The 16814-nt window shown below is 62.9% G+C and carries 17 protein-coding genes and 1 riboswitch; of the genes, 5 read left to right on the top strand and 12 right to left on the bottom strand.

Annotated elements, in window-relative coordinates; translation table 11 throughout:
• Window positions 1-176: 176 nt before the first annotated feature.
• Window positions 177-2870, bottom strand: a complete 2694-nt coding sequence (gene acnA, locus ACT53S_RS18700; RefSeq protein WP_476068083.1) for an aconitate hydratase AcnA — start codon at window positions 2868-2870, stop codon at window positions 177-179.
• Window positions 2871-3143: 273 nt separating this feature from the next.
• Between acnA and ccmA the strand changes: the two genes are divergently transcribed.
• The 5 genes from ccmA to ACT53S_RS18675 are packed head-to-tail and all read left to right on the top strand — an operon-like array spanning window position 3144 to window position 6031.
• Entirely contained in the window at window positions 3144-3791 is a 648-nt protein-coding gene (gene ccmA, locus ACT53S_RS18695) for a heme ABC exporter ATP-binding protein CcmA (RefSeq protein WP_476068281.1), read from the top strand.
• A complete protein-coding gene (gene ccmB / locus ACT53S_RS18690) occupies window positions 3788-4447 on the top strand; it encodes a heme exporter protein CcmB (protein WP_113377858.1) in 660 nt (219 codons plus the stop codon). Before ccmA ends, ccmB begins: the two co-directional genes overlap by 4 nt.
• 59 nt (window positions 4448-4506) lie before the next feature.
• Window positions 4507-5274 (top strand): heme ABC transporter permease, encoded by a 768-nt coding sequence (locus tag ACT53S_RS18685; RefSeq protein WP_113459088.1) that lies wholly within the window; start codon window positions 4507-4509, stop codon window positions 5272-5274.
• Entirely contained in the window at window positions 5271-5444 is a 174-nt protein-coding gene (gene ccmD, locus ACT53S_RS18680) for a heme exporter protein CcmD (protein ID WP_476068082.1), read from the top strand. Before ACT53S_RS18685 ends, ccmD begins: the two co-directional genes overlap by 4 nt.
• Window positions 5441-6031: a DsbE family thiol:disulfide interchange protein gene (locus ACT53S_RS18675; protein ID WP_476068081.1), complete on the top strand. Its 591-nt coding sequence runs from the start codon at window positions 5441-5443 to the stop codon at window positions 6029-6031. The genes ccmD and ACT53S_RS18675 overlap by 4 nt, the downstream gene beginning before the upstream one ends.
• A gap of 6 nt (window positions 6032-6037) precedes the next feature.
• Here the strand turns inward: ACT53S_RS18675 and ACT53S_RS18670 are convergent, their stop codons facing one another.
• The 11 genes from ACT53S_RS18670 to ACT53S_RS18620 all read right to left on the bottom strand — a co-directional run bounded on the left by ACT53S_RS18670 (window position 6038) and on the right by ACT53S_RS18620 (window position 16701).
• Window positions 6038-6628: a DUF2585 domain-containing protein gene (locus tag ACT53S_RS18670; RefSeq protein ID WP_476068080.1), complete on the bottom strand. Its 591-nt coding sequence runs from the start codon at window positions 6626-6628 to the stop codon at window positions 6038-6040.
• Window positions 6625-7266 carry a septation protein A gene (locus tag ACT53S_RS18665; protein WP_476068079.1) on the bottom strand — a complete coding sequence of 214 codons (642 nt, stop codon included), beginning with the start codon at window positions 7264-7266 and terminating at the stop codon, window positions 6625-6627. The genes ACT53S_RS18670 and ACT53S_RS18665 overlap by 4 nt, the downstream gene beginning before the upstream one ends.
• Before the next feature lie 27 nt (window positions 7267-7293).
• A complete protein-coding gene (ftsY, locus tag ACT53S_RS18660) occupies window positions 7294-8646 on the bottom strand; it encodes a signal recognition particle-docking protein FtsY (protein WP_476068078.1) in 1353 nt (450 codons plus the stop codon).
• A 19-nt stretch (window positions 8647-8665) separates the two neighbouring features.
• A complete protein-coding gene (mtaB, locus tag ACT53S_RS18655) occupies window positions 8666-9955 on the bottom strand; it encodes a tRNA (N(6)-L-threonylcarbamoyladenosine(37)-C(2))-methylthiotransferase MtaB (protein WP_476068280.1) in 1290 nt (429 codons plus the stop codon).
• Window positions 9955-10863: a diaminopimelate epimerase gene (dapF, locus tag ACT53S_RS18650; protein WP_476068077.1), complete on the bottom strand. Its 909-nt coding sequence runs from the start codon at window positions 10861-10863 to the stop codon at window positions 9955-9957. Before dapF ends, mtaB begins: the two co-directional genes overlap by 1 nt.
• An 87-nt stretch (window positions 10864-10950) precedes the next feature.
• Window positions 10951-11556, bottom strand: coding sequence for a thiamine phosphate synthase (locus ACT53S_RS18645; protein WP_476068076.1), 606 nt, complete (start codon window positions 11554-11556; stop codon window positions 10951-10953).
• Entirely contained in the window at window positions 11553-12329 is a 777-nt protein-coding gene (locus ACT53S_RS18640; protein WP_476068075.1) for a thiazole synthase, read from the bottom strand. Before ACT53S_RS18640 ends, ACT53S_RS18645 begins: the two co-directional genes overlap by 4 nt.
• Before the next feature lies 1 nt (window position 12330).
• Window positions 12331-12528 carry a sulfur carrier protein ThiS gene (gene thiS, locus ACT53S_RS18635; protein ID WP_476068074.1) on the bottom strand — a complete coding sequence of 66 codons (198 nt, stop codon included), beginning with the start codon at window positions 12526-12528 and terminating at the stop codon, window positions 12331-12333.
• Complete coding sequence (thiO, locus tag ACT53S_RS18630) at window positions 12525-13508, bottom strand: glycine oxidase ThiO (protein WP_476068073.1); 984 nt, start codon at window positions 13506-13508, stop codon at window positions 12525-12527. The genes thiS and thiO overlap by 4 nt, the downstream gene beginning before the upstream one ends.
• Window positions 13505-15343 carry a phosphomethylpyrimidine synthase ThiC gene (thiC, locus tag ACT53S_RS18625; protein WP_476068072.1) on the bottom strand — a complete coding sequence of 613 codons (1839 nt, stop codon included), beginning with the start codon at window positions 15341-15343 and terminating at the stop codon, window positions 13505-13507. The genes thiO and thiC overlap by 4 nt, the downstream gene beginning before the upstream one ends.
• Window positions 15344-15433: 90 nt before the next feature.
• Window positions 15434-15554, bottom strand: a riboswitch (TPP riboswitch).
• 61 nt (window positions 15555-15615) lie between these two features.
• Window positions 15616-16701 (bottom strand): MBL fold metallo-hydrolase, encoded by a 1086-nt coding sequence (locus ACT53S_RS18620; protein ID WP_476068071.1) that lies wholly within the window; start codon window positions 16699-16701, stop codon window positions 15616-15618.
• Window positions 16702-16814 lie beyond the last annotated feature (113 nt).

The raw sequence follows: 16814 nt of genomic DNA, 5'->3' as shown, positions 1-16814 counted from the left end.
ACCTGCAGCATTCGTCTGACTTTGGCCTTCAACCTGTGTGGTGCACTTGATAGCTCCTTAACCCCCAAGCGCAAAGTCACGATGGGGTGAAACTTTCGTCAGTGCCGCGTACAGACCCCCAGATACAAAAAAGGCCGCCTGTTGCCCGGCGACCTCACGTATTCGATGAGAAAATATCAGGCGGCGAGGTCGCGCAGAACGGTCTGCAGAATGCCGCCATTGTTCATGTAGGTGACCTCGTCGAGCGTATCGATGCGGCAGAGCAGCGGTACGTCCTTCACGGTGCCGTCGGAGTAGGTGATCTTGGCGATCTTCTTCTCGCGCGGCTTGATCTCGCCTTCCAGACCCTCGATCGTCACGATCTCGTCGCCCTTCAGGTTCAGCGAAGCCCAGGTGGTACCTTCCTCGAAGGTGAAGGGCACGACGCCCATGCCGACGAGGTTCGAGCGGTGGATACGCTCGAAGGACTGCGCGATCACAGCCTTGACGCCGAGCAGGTTGGTGCCCTTGGCAGCCCAGTCACGCGACGAACCGTTGCCGTATTCGACGCCGGCGAAGATGACGAGCGGAACGCCCTCTTCCTTGTACTTCATGGCTGCATCGTAGATCGACAGCTCTTCCTTGGACGGATAGTGGATGGTGTAGCCACCTTCCTTGCCGTTCGGGCCGAGCATGTGGTTGCGGATGCGGATGTTGGCGAAGGTGCCGCGCATCATGACTTCGTGGTTGCCACGACGGGTGCCGTACTGGTTGAAGTCTGCGACTGCTACGCCGTTACCCGTGAGGTAGGCGCCTGCGGGCGATGCGGCCTTGATCGAACCGGCCGGGGAGATGTGGTCGGTGGTGATCTTGTCGCCGAAGAGACCGAGGACGCGGGCGCCCTTGATGTCCTTCAGGCCCGAGCCGGTCTTGCCCATGCCCACGAAGTAGGGCGGGTTCTGGACATAGGTCGACTTGTCATCCCAGGCATAGGTCTGGCCTTCGGGAACCTGGACGGCCTGCCAGTTTTCGTCGCCCTTGAACACGTCGGCATACTTCGATTCGAAGAGAGCACGGGTGACGTATTTCTGGATGAACTCCTGCACTTCGGCAGAGGTCGGCCAGATGTCCTTGAGGTAGACCGGGTTGCCGTTCTGGTCTTCACCGATCGGCTCCTTGGTCAGGTCCTTCTGGACCGTGCCGGCGAGCGCATAGGCGACGACGAGCGGCGGGGAGGCGAGGTAGTTCGCCTGGACGTCAGGCGAGATACGGCCTTCGAAGTTACGGTTGCCCGAGAGAACGCCGGCGGCGATGATGCCCTTGTCGTTGATCGTCTTCGAGATCGGACCCGGCAGCGGGCCGGAATTGCCGATGCAGGTCGTGCAGCCGAAGCCGACGAGGTTGAAGCCCAGCGCGTCGAGCTCCTTCTGCAGGCCCGACTTTTCGAGATATTCGCCAACGACCTGGGATCCAGGTGCGAGCGAGGTCTTCACCCATGGCTTGGTCTTCAGGCCCTTGGCAACGGCGTTGCGAGCCAGCAGACCGGCTGCAATGAGCACGCTCGGGTTCGAGGTGTTGGTGCACGACGTGATGGCGGCGATCGCCACGTCGCCATGGCCGAGATCGTAGTCGGTGCCTTCGACATCCCAACGCTGGGAGAGCTGGCCCGGCTTCTTGTAGTCGGCTTCGAGAGCGGTCGCGAAGTTTGGTGCGATGGTTTCGAGCGGGAGGCGGCCTTCCGGACGCTTCGGGCCGGCCATCGACGGTACGACGTCGCCGAGGTCGAGTTCGAGCGTGTCAGTGAAGACGAGCTGCGAGCCGTCATTGTCACGCCACATGCCTTGAGCCTTCGAATAGGCTTCGACGAGTGCGATGCGGTCCTTGGTGCGGCCCGACATGTCGAGATAGCCGACGGTGGCCGAATCGACCGGGAAGAAGCCGCAGGTCGCGCCGTATTCCGGACCCATATTGCCGATCGTTGCGCGGTCGGCAACCGGCAGCGTGTCGAGGCCCGAGCCGTAGAATTCGACGAACTTGGAGACAACGCCCTTCTTGCGCAGCATCTGCACGACGGTCAGAACGAGGTCGGTCGCGGTGACGCCTTCTTTCAGCGTACCGGTCAGCTTGAAGCCGATGACTTCCGGCAGCAGCATGGAGACGGGCTGGCCGAGCATGGCAGCTTCGGCTTCGATACCGCCCACACCCCAGCCGAGAACGCCGAGACCGTTGATCATCGTGGTGTGGCTGTCCGTGCCGACGCAGGTGTCGGGATAGGCGATGGTCTCGCCGTCCTCGTCCTTCGTCCAGACGGTCTGGCCGAGATATTCGAAGTTCACCTGGTGACAGATGCCGGTGCCCGGGGGAACGACGCGGAAGTTCTTGAATGCCTGCTGGCCCCACTTCAGGAAGCGGTAGCGCTCGCCGTTGCGCTGGTACTCCAGCTCAACGTTGCGGGCGAAGGCCTGGGGCGTGCCGAATTCGTCGACGATGACGGAGTGGTCGATGACGAGGTCGACCGGAACGAGCGGGTTGATCTTTTCCGGATCGCCGCCGAGGTTCTTAATGCCGTCACGCATGGCGGCGAGGTCGACCACGGCGGGAACGCCGGTGAAGTCCTGCATCAGCACGCGGGCCGGGCGGTAGGCGATTTCAGCTTCGGTCAGGCCCTTGTTGACGAGCCAGGCGGCACAGGCCTCGATATCGGCCTTGGTGACGGAACGGCCGTCTTCGTTGCGCAGAAGGTTTTCGAGGAGCACCTTCATCGAATAGGGGAGCTTCGAAACCCCGGCGAGACCGTTCGCTTCGGCCTTGGGAATGCTGTAGTAGACATAGTCCTTGCCGTCGACGGTCAGGACCGACCGGCAATTGAAGCTGTCGAGAGATTTAGCCACGGATAGAAACCCCGCTTAGACTGATAGCCAACACATTCGTGCGGACGCCTATGCACTTCATGCACATCAGGATGCGGGTACGACCATTTCCGCTGTCCGCACGTGAAAACCGCTGCTTGCGATGTTCAAGTTCGGCACAAGGATGAACTTCACGCCGGCCGCTGGCGTGGTTGCAGGTCTTATAGATAATTTCTAAGAAAGGCGCCAGACCGACGAAGGGCGAAATCGGATTTTTTTATGAGGCAGGCCTCATCCTGCCAGAAGGCGACCATGATCAGGCTTGAAGCCGAAAATCTCTCAGCGCGTCGTGGCGAGGATCTGATTTTCGTTAATGTTTCCTTTAGGTTGAATGCCGGAGAGGCGCTGGTTCTGACAGGCCGAAACGGGTCTGGAAAATCGACGCTTCTGCGCGTCGTCGCCGGTCTGCTTCGCCCGGAAACGGGGCAGGCGATCTGCGTGTCCGATGCCGTCGGTGAGCCGCGTCCGGCCGGGGAATTCAGCCACTACCTCGGTCATCGAAACGGTATGAAGCGCGAATTGACCGTGGCGGAAAACCTCGCCTTCTGGAAGTCCTTCCTGGGTGATGCCGCAGGCGGGATCGGCGCGAGCGTCGAGGAGGCCGCCGCCGAGGTGGGGCTCTCGGGGATCACCCACCTGCCCTATGGCTATCTTTCTGCGGGGCAGCAGCGGCGGTTCGCCATGGCGCGGCTCCTGGTCGCTTACCGCCCGATCTGGATTCTCGACGAGCCGACGGCCGCCCTCGACCGCAAGGCGGACGCGATGTTCGAAGAGCTCGTGCGTCGGCACCGACAGTCGGGAGGCATCGCTCTGGCCGCGACCCATCAGCCGCTCGGGATGGAGGGCGCCCAGACGCTGGAGATGCTGGGCTTCGAGGGTGTCGATCTGGAGTATTCCGCATGATGGCGCTGTTTCTCCGGGACCTGAAACTCTCTGTCCGCGCCGGTGGCGGCGCGCTGATCGGTGTGCTCTTCTTCACCACCGTGGTCGCCGTCATTCCCTTCGGTGTTGGGCCCGATCTCAACCTTCTTTCGCGGATCGGACCTGCCATCGTCTGGATCGGCGCGCTGCTCTCTGCCCTGCTCGGGCTCGATCGCCTGTTCCAGGCCGAACGCGACGACGGGTCGCTCGACATCCTGCTGATGCAGGAAACACCGCTCGTGCTGACGGTGCTCGTCAAATGCCTGGCGCATTGGGTGGCGACCGGCCTGCCGCTCGTGATTGCCTCGCCGCTGCTCGGGCTCTTCATGAATATGGACGAGGTTGCGATCGGCGCCGTGATGCTGACGCTCCTGGTCGGTTCGCCGGCGATCACCTTCATCGGTGCAGCCGGTGCCGCTGTCGCTGTGGCCCTCCCGCGCGGTGGTCTTCTGGTGTCCATCCTCGTTCTGCCGCTTGCCGTCCCGGTGCTGATCTTCGGTGTCAGCGCCTCCTATGCGGCGGTCGAGGATCCGGCGCCCTTCCTGCCGCCTTTCCTCTTCCTGACGGCGATTACCCTTCTCTTTGCCGTGATCGGACCGGTGGGCGCGGCTGCAGCGCTTCGCAGTTCGGCCGACTGAGACATTTCGGCTTGACCAGGATCAATTGCAGGGCCGCTTGAGACAGGCTAGAACGTGCTATGACCGACAACAGCCTTGCCGTGACCAAGATCATCGACCTCGCCAACCCGACGCGATTCCTCGCTTTTGTCGAGCGGGTCCTGCCGTGGTTCGTCGGGCTGACCCTCGCGCTCTTCGTGGTAGGCCTGTATCTCGGCTTCACCTCCGAAACGGATTACCAGCAGGGCGACACCGTGCGCATCATGTATGTGCATGTGCCGGCCGCCTGGCTCTCGATGATGTGTTACTCCGTGATGGCGCTCTCGGCGATCGGCACGCTGGTCTGGCGTCATCCGCTGGCCGATGTCAGCCACAAGGCGGCCGCTCCGCTCGGCGCGGCCTTCACCCTGATTGCGCTGGTCACCGGTTCGCTCTGGGGCAAGCCGATGTGGGGCACCTGGTGGGTCTGGGATGCCCGCCTCACCTCGGTCTTCGTGCTGTTTCTGATGTATCTCGGCCTGATCGCACTCAACCGCTCCATGGATGATCCGTCCAAGGCGGCGCGCGTCAGCGCCGTTCTCATCCTGGTCGGCTTCGTCAACATCCCGATCATCAAGTTCTCGGTCGACTGGTGGAACACGCTGCATCAGCCGGCCAGCGTCATGCGGCTCGATGGTCCGACGATCCATCCGGAGTTTCTCTGGCCGCTTCTCATCATGGCGCTGGCCTTCACCCTCCTCTTCTTCACGCTGCATATGATGGCGATGCGCAACGAGATCTGGCGACGTCGCGTCGGGGCACAGCGCCGCATGGCCGCTCGTCAGGCCGGCCGGGAGCATCAGGCATGACCCACGCCTTTTACGTCATCGGTTCCTATCTGCTGACGGCGGGGATCTGTCTTGGCCTATCCGCCTGGGTCTATCTCGATGGTCGGGCGCGTCAGGCGGAGTTGAAGACGCTCGAAGCGCAGGGCGTCCGCCGCCGATCGGCATCACCCTCCCAGGATGCAAAGACATGACGCAGCAGGGCGAACATGACGTGCCGGCGGCCAAGGGGCGTGCACGCTATCTGATCGCAGCCCTGCCGCTCGTGCTGTTTGGCGGGCTTGCCGCGGTGTTCATGACGCAGCTCCAGTCCGGCCGCGACGTCTCGGAAATCCCCTCGGCCCTCCTCGGCACGAAGGCACCTGCTCTTGAGCTCGCAGCACTCGATGGCTCAGAGCGGCCGGCACTGACCACCGCAGCGATCACCGGAAAGCTGACGCTGGTCAATGTGTTTGCGTCCTGGTGCGTGCCCTGCCGCCAGGAGCATCCGATGCTGCTGGAGCTCTCCAAAGATCCGCGCGTCAATGTCGTCGGGATCAACTACAAGGACCGCAACGACAATGCGCTGCGCTTCCTCGGCGAACTCGGCAATCCTTATGCCGCGATCGGCGTTGATCCGAACGGCAAGGCTGCGATCGACTGGGGTGTCTACGGCATTCCGGAAAGCTATCTCGTCGGCCCCGACGGCACGATCCTCTACAAGAAGGTGGGTCCGTTCGATCCCGAGACCTTCCAGACGCAGCTGATGCCGGCGATCGAAAAGGCGCTTGCCGGTCTCTGAGAGACCTTAGAGCGCGCCCTGCCAGGCCTTCACCGCTTCGATCGGCCAAACCAGCATCAGAACGTTGAGGGTCAGGTTGTCTCTGATGACGATAGCGGTCAGAACTTCGAAGCCCAGCGCAATGACGACCGTCAGCCAGATTGGCATACGGGCCGCAAAGAAGAAGCCGGCGATCATGGCAACCATGTCCATTCCGGAATTCAGAATGCTGTCGCCGGTATAGCCGACCGCCATGGTCGCGGCTCGATAGCGATCGATCACGATTGGCGAGTTTTCCAGGATCTCCCACGCAGCCTCGATGAGCGCCGCAAGCGCAAGCTTGGCGGTGATCGGCTTCCTGCGCAGCACCAGCCAGCCGAGGCCATAGAAGAGAAAGCCATGGATGATGTGCGAGGGCGTGTACCAGTCGAAGATGTGCTGGGAATTGCCAGGCGTGTTCACGCCCGCTTCGAAGAGCTTCACGTAGCCGCATTCGCAGATCCAGATGCGGCCCATCAGATACTGGGAGACGATCTGGACCAGGATGATGACGAAGGTCACCGCCAGCCAGAAACGCGTCGTGGAATTGTCGCCGCTCTGGCTGGTCGTCTCGGTCATTGCTCTTCCTTGTCTTCCAGCGAATGCTTCATGATCAGCGGCATCTGGGCCAGCGTGAAGAGGATGGTGATCGGCATCGTGCCCCAGACCTTGAAGCTCACCCAGACATCATCGGAGAAGTTGCGCCAGACGACCTCGTTCAGCACGGCAAGGAAGAGGAAGAAGATGCCCCAGCGCAGCGTTAGCTTCTTCCAGCCTTCCGCATCGAGCTGGAAGGCGGCGTTGAAGACATAGCCCAAAAGCGAAGTGCCGAAGGCGAGGCCACCCAGCAGGACCACGCCGAAGAGCGTGTTGACGATCGTCGGCTTCATCTTGATGAAGGTTTCGTCCTGCAGCCAGATCGACAACCCGCCGAAGACCAGGACAACGATGCCGGACACAAAAGGCATGACCGGCAGGTGCTTGAAGACGATCTTGGAGATGATCAGTGAGATGACCGTTGCGACCATGAAGAGGGCGGTCGCGATCAGGAGCGGTCCGCCGATCGCGGTCAGCTCCGGAAAGGTTTTCGCCAGCCACTCGCCGCGCAGGTTGCCGAAGAAGAAGATCAACAACGGTCCGAGTTCGAGCGCCATCTTCAGCAGAGGGTTCTGCTTTTCAGCCTTGGTCGCGTGGGTATCGGTGGATGTGTCCGACATGGTGTCGTTTCCTAGTGTTTCCGGCGCTCAGCGCGCGATGCCGGCAATGGCGCTGGCGAAGTCTTCCGCCTCGAAGGGTTCGAGGTCGTCGATGCCTTCGCCGACGCCGATGAAATAGACGGGCAGCTTGTGCTTGGCGGCGATGGCAACGAGGATGCCGCCGCGCGCCGTGCCGTCGAGCTTTGTCATGATCAGGCCGTTGACGCCCGCGACGTTGCGGAAGATCTCGACCTGCTGCAGAGCATTCTGGCCCGTCGTCGCATCGAGCGTCTGCAGCACCGTGTGCGGCGCATCCGGATCGAGCTTGCCGAGAACGCGGACGATCTTTTCGAGTTCCGCCATCAGCTCCGCCTTGTTCTGCAGGCGACCGGCGGTGTCGATGATCAGGACGTCGGCCTTGTCGGCCTTGGCCTTCTCGAAGGCTTCGTAGGCGAGGCCTGCAGCATCGGCGCCGAGCTTGGTGCCGAGGAAGGTCGAACCGGTGCGGTCGGCCCAGATCTTCAGCTGTTCGATGGCCGCCGCACGGAAGGTATCGCCGGCCGCGAGCATCACCGTCAGCCCCGAGCCCGAAAGCTTGGCGGCGAGCTTGCCGATGGTCGTCGTCTTGCCGGTGCCGTTCACTCCGACGACGAGGATGACATGCGGCTTGTGGCTGAGATCAAGGGCCAGCGGCTTGGCGACCGGCTTCAGCACCTTGACGATCTCGGAGGCCATGATCTTAGTGACGTCCTCGCCGGTCACATCCTTGCCATAGCGCTCCGAGGCCAGCGTGTCGGTGACGCGGAGTGCCGTTTCTACGCCGAGGTCGGCCTGGATCAACAGGTCTTCCAGTTCCTCCAGCGTCTCGTCGTCCAGCTTGCGCTTGGTAAAGAGCGCCGTGATCTGGCTGGTCAGCTGCGAGGACGTGCGGAAGAGACCGGCCTTGAGGCGCTGGAACCAGCTCAGTTTCTCTGCCGGGGCAGGGGCCTCAGGCTCCGGCGCCCTTGCCTCAGCGGTGGCGAAACCTTTGGGCAGCACGGGGACCACGGGCTCCGATGCAGCATCCGAGACGGCCGCAGCTTCAATTTCTGTTTTCGGCTCGTCAGGCGTCACTACCTGAACTTCGGCCGTCTCTTCCTCGGCTTCCGCCTCGAGCAGCTCAAGCGGCACCATGGAGAGATCTTCAGGCGACAGGTCATCCGCCGGTCCGCCGGCCGTTTCCATTTCTTCTGCGAGAACCGGATCCTCGGCAATTGGCAAATCTTCGTCGCGACCCTTCGGCTCGCTTTCGGCCGAGATCGCAGCCTTTTCCTCGGCTGTCAGCTCCGCCGGCGCCGCCGGCGTTTCTGCCGGCTTCTCCTTGCCGAAGGTGAAGACTTTCTTGATGAAGCCGAGGGCCATGGTCACTCTATTCCGTCTGTCAGGCAGCCGCGCTTGCCGCTGCCGATGCAATCGTCAGATGGCGGCCGGTATGGCCGCCAATCGAGACCTCGATGAGGCCGCCGGGTGTCATACCGGGCGCTGCAACGAGCGTGAAGTCTTCCGTATGCGCCATTTCGTTGCGCTCGACCAGCAGCTTCTGCCGGGTGCCGACATGCGAGGCGAGATGCACAGCCTGCAATCTGTCTGCGACGGTCCGAAGCTCTGCCGCGCGTGCCTTGACGAGCGCCCGGTCGAGCTGCGGCATGCGGGCTGCCGGCGTGCCGGGGCGGGGGCTGTAGGGAAAGACATGCAGATGCGCGATGCCGATTTCTTCGGCGAGACGCGCCGAGTTTGCCGCCATCTCCTCGGTCTCCGTCGGGAAACCGGCGATCAAATCGGCGCCGAAGGCAAATCCTGGGCGCAGGCGCCGGACCTGTTCGGCAAAGGCAATCGCATCGGCGCGGGAATGCCGGCGCTTCATGCGCTTCAGGATCATGTCGTCGCCATGCTGGAGAGACAGATGCAGATGCGGCATGAAACGCGGCTCGTCTGCAATCAGGTCGAAGAGATGGCTGTCCGCCTCGATGCTGTCGATCGAAGAGAGGCGCAGGCGCAGGATCTCCGGCACCTGTTTCAGCAGCGTCTTGGCAAGCAGACCGAGCGTCGGATTGCCGGGCAGGTCCGCGCCATAGCTCGTCGCGTCCACCCCGGTCAGCACCACTTCGCGATAGCCGTTTTCGACGAGCTTGCGTGCCTGTTCGACGACGGCGCCCATCGGCACGGAGCGTGAATTGCCACGGCCATAGGGGATGATGCAGAAGGTGCAGCGATGGTCGCAGCCGTTCTGCACCTGCAGGAAACCGCGCACATGGCCGTCGATGTGAGCGACCATCTGCGGTGCCGTCTCGGTCACGCTCATGATGTCGTTGACTGCAACCTTTTCTTCAGCCGAGACGCCGAAATCCGGCAGGCGGCGATAGTGCACTGCCTTCAGCTTTTCCTCGTTGCCCAGGACGGCATCGACCTCAGGCATATCCGCGAAGTTTTGCGCTTCCGTCTGGGCAGCGCAACCCGTGACGATGATGCGGGCTTCCGGGTTTTCCCGGCGCGCCCGGCGGATCGCCTGGCGGGCCTGACGCACGGCCTCCGAGGTGACCGCACAGGTGTTGACCAGGATCGCGTTGTCGAGGCCGGCCTTCGCGGCTTCAACCTTGATGACTTCGGATTCGTAAGTGTTGAGGCGACAGCCGAAGGTGATGACTTCGACGGCACCTTTCTGTTCGGAGATCACGGGGTCGCGGCCTCTGCATGCCCGCTCTCGTCACGTTCCCAATCCCCGGTTGCCGGATCGACCGTGCCGGACCACTCCCACTCGGCGGGGCCGGTCATGACGACCTTGTCGTCGGCGCGCCAGTCGATGGTCAGCGTACCGCGATTGGGGCTCGAGGCCACCGTGATCGTGACCTTGCGTTCGGTGCGACCGGTGCGAGCCGCAGACACGCCGGCGGCGCAGGCAGCCGAACCGCAGGCAAGCGTCAGGCCGGCGCCGCGTTCCCAGGTCCGCGTTACCATTGATGTCTTCGAGGTGACTTGGGCGAGCGTGATATTGGCCTTCTCCGGGAAGATCGGATGGTTTTCCAGGAGCGGACCAAAGCGTTCCAGATCATAGGTCATCGGATCGCGATCGACCCAGAAGACGGCATGGGGATTGCCCATCGACATGGCCGAGGGCGAATGCAGGATCGGTGCGTCGATCGGGCCGATCTGCAGCTCGATGCGGCTCGTGTCGTGAAATTCTTCCGAGAGCGGGATCTTGTCCCAGGCAAAGACCGGCTTGCCCATGTCGACCGAGATCGTCCCATCCGCATGTTCGACGGCGTTCAGGATGCCGGCAATGGTCTGGAAGGTGAAGCTCTTGCGGCCGGTTTCGCTGGCAAGGGCCTGCACCACGCAGCGCGTGCCATTGCCGCAGGCCTGGGCCTTCGAGCCGTCGCAATTCAGGATGTCGATATAGGCGTCGGTGCCGTCGAGCTTGGGATCATGGATCGCCATGATCTGGTCGAAGGCGGTCGCCGGGTCCGCAGCGAGCGCAATTGCGGCAGCCGGCGTCACCCGGTCGGTGCGACCGCGCATGTCGACGACCAGGATCTTGTTGCCAAGCCCGTTCATCCTCGCGAATTCGACCCGATCCGACATCGTCACTCCAGAAAGCTGCGTTTTCAGCCTATATGGCGGAAAAGCAGCCGAATTACCAGTAGAGCGGCCAAAACCGCACATGCATGGTCAACGCCAACGCGCGGTTACCTCAAGCCATTCCCGGGTTCGCGCCTCGGGTTCGGCATGCAAGGTGATGTCGGTGACGACGGCCGCACTGTCTGCCCCTGCTGAGAAGACGCCGGGCAGCCGGTCGGGACGAAGTCCGCCGATCGCAACCAGGGGCACGGGAGCGATCTTTTCCTTCCACACCGTTAGCCGTTCCAGACCCTGCGGCGCCCAGGGCATCTTCTTCAGGATCGTCGGATAGACGGGGCCGAGGGCGACATAGTCAGGCTCGGCGGCCAGCGCCGTTTCGAGTTCGGCCTCCTCATGGGTCGAGAGGCCAAGCTTCAGGCCCGCGCTGCGGATCGCTGCGAGATCGGCCGTTGCCAGATCCTCCTGGCCGAGATGGACGAAGTCGCAGGCCTCGTCGATGGCGATCTGCCAGAAGTCGTTGACGATGAGTTGGCAGCCGTGGTCGGCACAGCATTGCTTGGCGCGGCGGATGTGCTGGCGAAGCACGCTTTCCTCGGCGTCCTTCATCCGCAACTGCACCAGCTTGACGCCTAGCGGCACCAGCCGCTCGATCCAGTCGGCACTGTCGACGATCAGGTAGAAGGGATCGAGCTTCATGCGAAGACCCCCTTTCCGATGACGGGTGTTGACGGTACCGCCATGTCGCGCGGCCCCAGCATGCCAGCGTGATGCGCAGCATGTCCTGCCTCGATCGCCTTGGCAAAAGCCTCGGCCATATCAGGCGGATCGCCGGCCGAGGCAACGGCGGTGTTGAGCAGCACGGCGTCATAGCCGAGCTCCATCACTTCAGTCGCATGGGACGGACGACCGATACCGGCATCGACGATCAGCGGCACGTCGGGGAACTCTGCCCGCATGGATCTGAGTGCCGGCAGATTCTGCGCCCCCATGGCGCTGCCGATCGGCGCGCACCAAGGCATCAGCACGCGACAGCCGGCGGCGAGCAGCTTCTCCCCGACCACCAGATCGTCCGTGGTATAGGGGAAAACCTCGAAGCCCTCGGAACCGAGGATCTTCGCCGCTTCCACGAGTTCGAAAACGTCGGGCTGCAGCGTGTCGTGATGGCCGATGACCTCAAGCTTGATCCAGCTGGTGCCGAAGACCTCCCGCGCCATCTTTGCCGTCAGCACCGCCTCGCGGGCGCTGTGGCAGCCGGCGGTGTTGGGCAGGACATGGACGCCAAGATCGCGGATCAGCTGGAAGAAAGCGCCACCCGCCTTGCCGCCTGCTGTCTCCCGGCGCAGCGAAACGGTGACGATCTCGGTTTTCGATCGCCGCACGGCCTCCGCCAGGATCGCCGGCGAGGGGTAGCGCGCGGTGCCGAGCAGGAGGCGTGAGGAGACGGTCTTGCCGTAGAGTTCGAGTGTCATCTCAACCTCCCTGCATGGGCGAAAGGATCTCGATCCGGTCGCCCTCCTTCAACGCATGCGACGACCGTTCCTGGCGATGGACCAGGTCGCCATTGACGGCGGTTGCCAGCCAGTCGCCCTCGTAGTCTAGCTTCAAGAGCAGATCGGCGAGACTGCCTGCATCAAGCTCCAGGGCTTCTCCGTTGACGGTGAGCTTCATGCGCTCCTCCTTCTCTCAGATGCGTGTGTGGTCGTGAGCCTGTCCGCCGCCTCTCGTGCCAGTGCCGGGGCTAGCAGAAAGCCGTGGCGGTGCATGCCGGCGACCGCCAGGCCTTCGGAGGTTTCGATGAGGCGGGGCACATTGTCCGGGAAGGCCGGGCGGATGCCGGTGCCGGTTTCCACGATGCGCGCCTCGGCAAAGGCCGGGTGCAGCGCATAGGCGGTGTTGAGCAACTCCATCATCGAACGCGCCGTGATCGGCCCGTCATCCTCAGCCTCGATCATGGTCGCGCCCAGCATGAACAGCCCGTTGCCGCGCGGCACGATGTAGAGGGGGTGGCGGGGATGCAGGAGGCGCACGGGACGCGAGAGCGTGACGTCACCCGTCTCCAGATAGAGCATCTCCCCGCGTACGCCGCGCAATCCGTCGATCTCTCCGATCGCCTGTGGTCCCCGGCAATCCACGACGCTCGCATAGTCTGCCGCATCACCGGCCTCCTCCCCGAAGCGGAAGGAGACACCGAGCTGCCGCGCCGCCTGATACAGACCCCGGAGAGCCTTGCTGGGATCGAGATGAGCCTCCTCTGAAAAGAAGAGGCCGTTGCTGAAGCGCTCAGCGAGATCCGGCTCGAGCTCTACGATCTCGTCCTCGCCCAGCCAGCGATGGCCGCGCGTGCGGGTCGCAAAGCGTTTGAGGTCGGCGAGATCGCGGGGATTGGCCAGCACGAGCGTGCCTCGGCGTTGGACGAGACCTGGCACGGCCTCGTTCCACCAGTCAACAGCGGAAAGGCCTGATGTCAGCACGATCTCTTCCGCCGCCTCCCGCTCGCAATAGGGGGCGAGCATGCCGCCCGCCCGATGGGAGGCGCCAAGCCCGATATCGGCCCGGCGCTCCACCACCTCGACAGGGATACCTCTACGTGCCAGTTCCAGCGCCGTCGCGAGCCCCGCGACACCGGCGCCCTTCACGAGAACGGTCATGGCCGCTCTCCCGTTTCGAGCGCCGCGACCTCGTCCGCCGTCATGTAGAGATCGCCGCCGGCCCGGTATTTCTCCGCCATGGCGGTCAGCCCCTCCTTCTGGGCCTCTGCTCGGATGTCATGCGAGATGCGCATCGAGCAGAATTTCGGCCCGCACATCGAGCAGAAATGCGCGACCTTGTGCGCCTCCTTCGGCAGGGTCTCGTCATGCATCGAGCGCGCCGTCTCCGGGTCGAGCGACAGGTTGAACTGGTCTTCCCAGCGGAACTCGAAACGGGCACGGCTGAGTGCATCGTCGCGCAGCTGCGCCGCCGGGTGCCCCTTGGCGAGATCGGCAGCATGGGCCGCGATCTTGTAGGTGATGACACCGGTTTTTACGTCGTCGCGGTCGGGCAGTCCCAGATGCTCCTTCGGCGTGACATAGCAGAGCATGGCCGTGCCGAACCAGCCGATCATCGCGGCACCAATGCCGGAGGTGATGTGGTCGTAGCCGGGTGCAATATCCGTCGTCAGCGGCCCCAGCGTATAGAAGGGGGCCTCGCCGCAGGTCTTCAGCTGCTTGTCCATGTTCTCCTTGATCTTGTGCATGGGAACATGGCCGGGTCCCTCGATCATCACCTGGCAATCCTTGCCCCAAGCGATCTGCGTCAGCTCACCCAGCGTCTCCAGTTCGGCAAACTGGGCGGCATCATTGGCATCGGCAATCGAGCCGGGGCGCAGTCCATCGCCCAGCGAGAAGGAGACGTCGTAGGCGCGGCAGATGTCGCAGATCTCTTCGAAATGCTCGTAGAGGAAGCTCTCCTTGTGATGATGCAGGCACCACTTGGCCATGATCGAACCGCCGCGCGAAACGATGCCGGTGACGCGGTTGACTGTGAGCGGGATGTAATGCAGCCGGACGCCGGCATGGATGGTGAAGTAGTCGACGCCCTGCTCGGCCTGCTCGATCAGCGTGTCGCGATAGACCTCCCAGGTCAGGTCCTCGGCGATACCGCCGACCTTTTCCAGCGCCTGGTAAAGCGGAACGGTGCCGATCGGCACGGGCGAATTGCGGATGATCCAGTCGCGGATGTTGTGAATGTTGCGGCCGGTCGAGAGATCCATGACCGTGTCGGCGCCCCAGCGGATCGCCCAGACCATCTTCTCGACTTCCTCGGCCATGGAAGAGGTGACAGCCGAGTTGCCGATATTGGCGTTGATCTTCACCAGGAAATTCCGGCCGATGATCATCGGCTCCAGTTCCGGGTGGTTGATGTTGGCCGGGATGATCGCCCGGCCGGAGGCGATCTCCTGGCGGACGAATTCCGGCGTGACGTGATCCGGGATTGCGGCGCCAAAGCTTTCGCCGTCACGGACGAGCGCTTCCTTCGCGGCTTTGCGGCCGAGGTTTTCGCGGATCGCTACATATTCCATTTCCGGCGTGATGATTCCGGCGCGGGCATAGGCAAGCTGCGTCACCGCCTTGCCGCCCGTTGCGCGCAGCGGGCGATGATTCACGGGAAACACAGGCGTCATTTTCTCGGCAGAGACGAAGCCGTTGTCCTCGGGCTTCACGGCACGGCCGTCATAGGCCTCGACATCGCCGCGTGCCCTAACCCAGGCTGTCCGGTGCCGGGCAAGTCCCTGATCGATGGCGATGGTCGCCTGTGGGTCGGTATAGGCACCCGAAGCGTCATAGACATTCACAGGCGGTTCGCCGGAGGTCGGATGCAGCGCGATCTGGCGCAGGGGCACGCGGATGTCCGGGTGCATGCCGCCTGCCAGGAAGATCTTGGTCGAAGCGGGAAGCGGCCCGGTGGTGACGTCGGGCTTTGGGAAGTTAGGGGCAATGTTCATCATGGAGCTCCAAGTGTTCAGGTTGGAGACCCAGTCATGTCAGCCGGAATGATGGAAAGACGCCACGGGATTCGGGTTTCGAATCGTCGTTTTGCAGCGCTCGCACCGTCCCTACGCCAGTATGAACTGGATCAGGTTCAACGGGTCACCGCGCTGCCTGTTCGGCGTAGCGATATCTCAGCCCCTTGTCGGGACACCCCTGGTGAATGCGTGAAGTGTGGTCAAAAGGGAGAGCCGTGTCAACGCGGCTCGTGTCTCTTGGGTCTTGCCCCTCAAGCGTTTGTGAGAGGCACCTCGAACTGCTGGCCGGGTCGCAGGCCCTTGAAACGCTCATTGCCGATACCGGCCGCAGACATGGCCGTCACAAGCGCCTTCGGCGGATCGTCGATGCCTTCATTGGTCAGCTGGAAGGTGCCGAAATGGTGGCCGATGCCGAAGGCTGCACCGCTCAAGCGGAACCCTGCGATCGCTTCTTCCGGGTTCTGATGCTGCGCCTTCATGAACCAGCGCGGCTCATAGGCGCCGATCGGCATGATGGCGACCCGGATGTCACCATGTTTCGCCCTGATTTCGCGGTAATGCTTGCCCTCGGCATAGCCGGTGTCACCGATATGGTAGATCTTCCCGCCTGGAGTTTCGATGACAAAGGCGGCCCAGAGCGCCATGCGCCGGTCGCCCATGCCGCGCGCCGACCAGTGATGGCAGGGCTCGCAATGGATGACGACACCGTTGTTGACTTCTAGGCGATCACCCCAGTCCATCACATTAGCCACGATCTCAGGTACGTCGTCGCGGATGATGGTGTCATTGCCGAGCGGGGTCACGATCCGTGGCTTGTCCCGTTCGACAAGGCGTTTCAGCGTGGCGATGTCGAGATGGTCGTAGTGGTTGTGCGTCACGATGACGATGTCGATCTTCGGCAGATCATCGAAATCGACACCCGGCGGATTGTTGCGCTTCGGCCCGGCAAAGGAGACCGGGCTTGCGCGTTCCGACCAGACCGGGTCGGTCAGGATGTTCAGCCCTGCCGTCTGGATGAGCAGGGTCGCATGACCGACCATGGTGACGACAAGCCGGCTTCCTTCGACACGCGGCTCAGGCTTGGTCGTGACGAAATCCGCAGCTGTCACCGCCTTGGGCCAGGCGATCTTGCCGCCTTCGAACTGCCAGCGTAGGAGATCGGTAAAGCCGCGAGGCTCTTCGCCGCCCGGGTTGAAGAACACCTTGCCGTCGAAATGATCCGACAGGGGCCCGGTATAATAGCGGTTGCCCGCCTGCGCTTCGCGCATGCCGAGACCTCCCAGCGTTGCGGCAACAAGGCCGAAGCCCGACCATTTGAGAAAGCTGCGTCTGTTCATGGCTCACCCATATGTGGTTTCGTCAATTCTACGGCAATAGGCTCCTGGCAGATCGCCGGCTGTGGCGGAATCCCCGAAAATCGGGACTTCGCTTGACTTCCCGGGCGTTTTCC

This window comes from Allorhizobium sp. DMC15 (assembly GCF_056314065.1).
The sequence above is the reverse complement of the archived record's forward strand: the minus strand, read 5'-3'. Positions and strand labels throughout refer to the sequence as shown.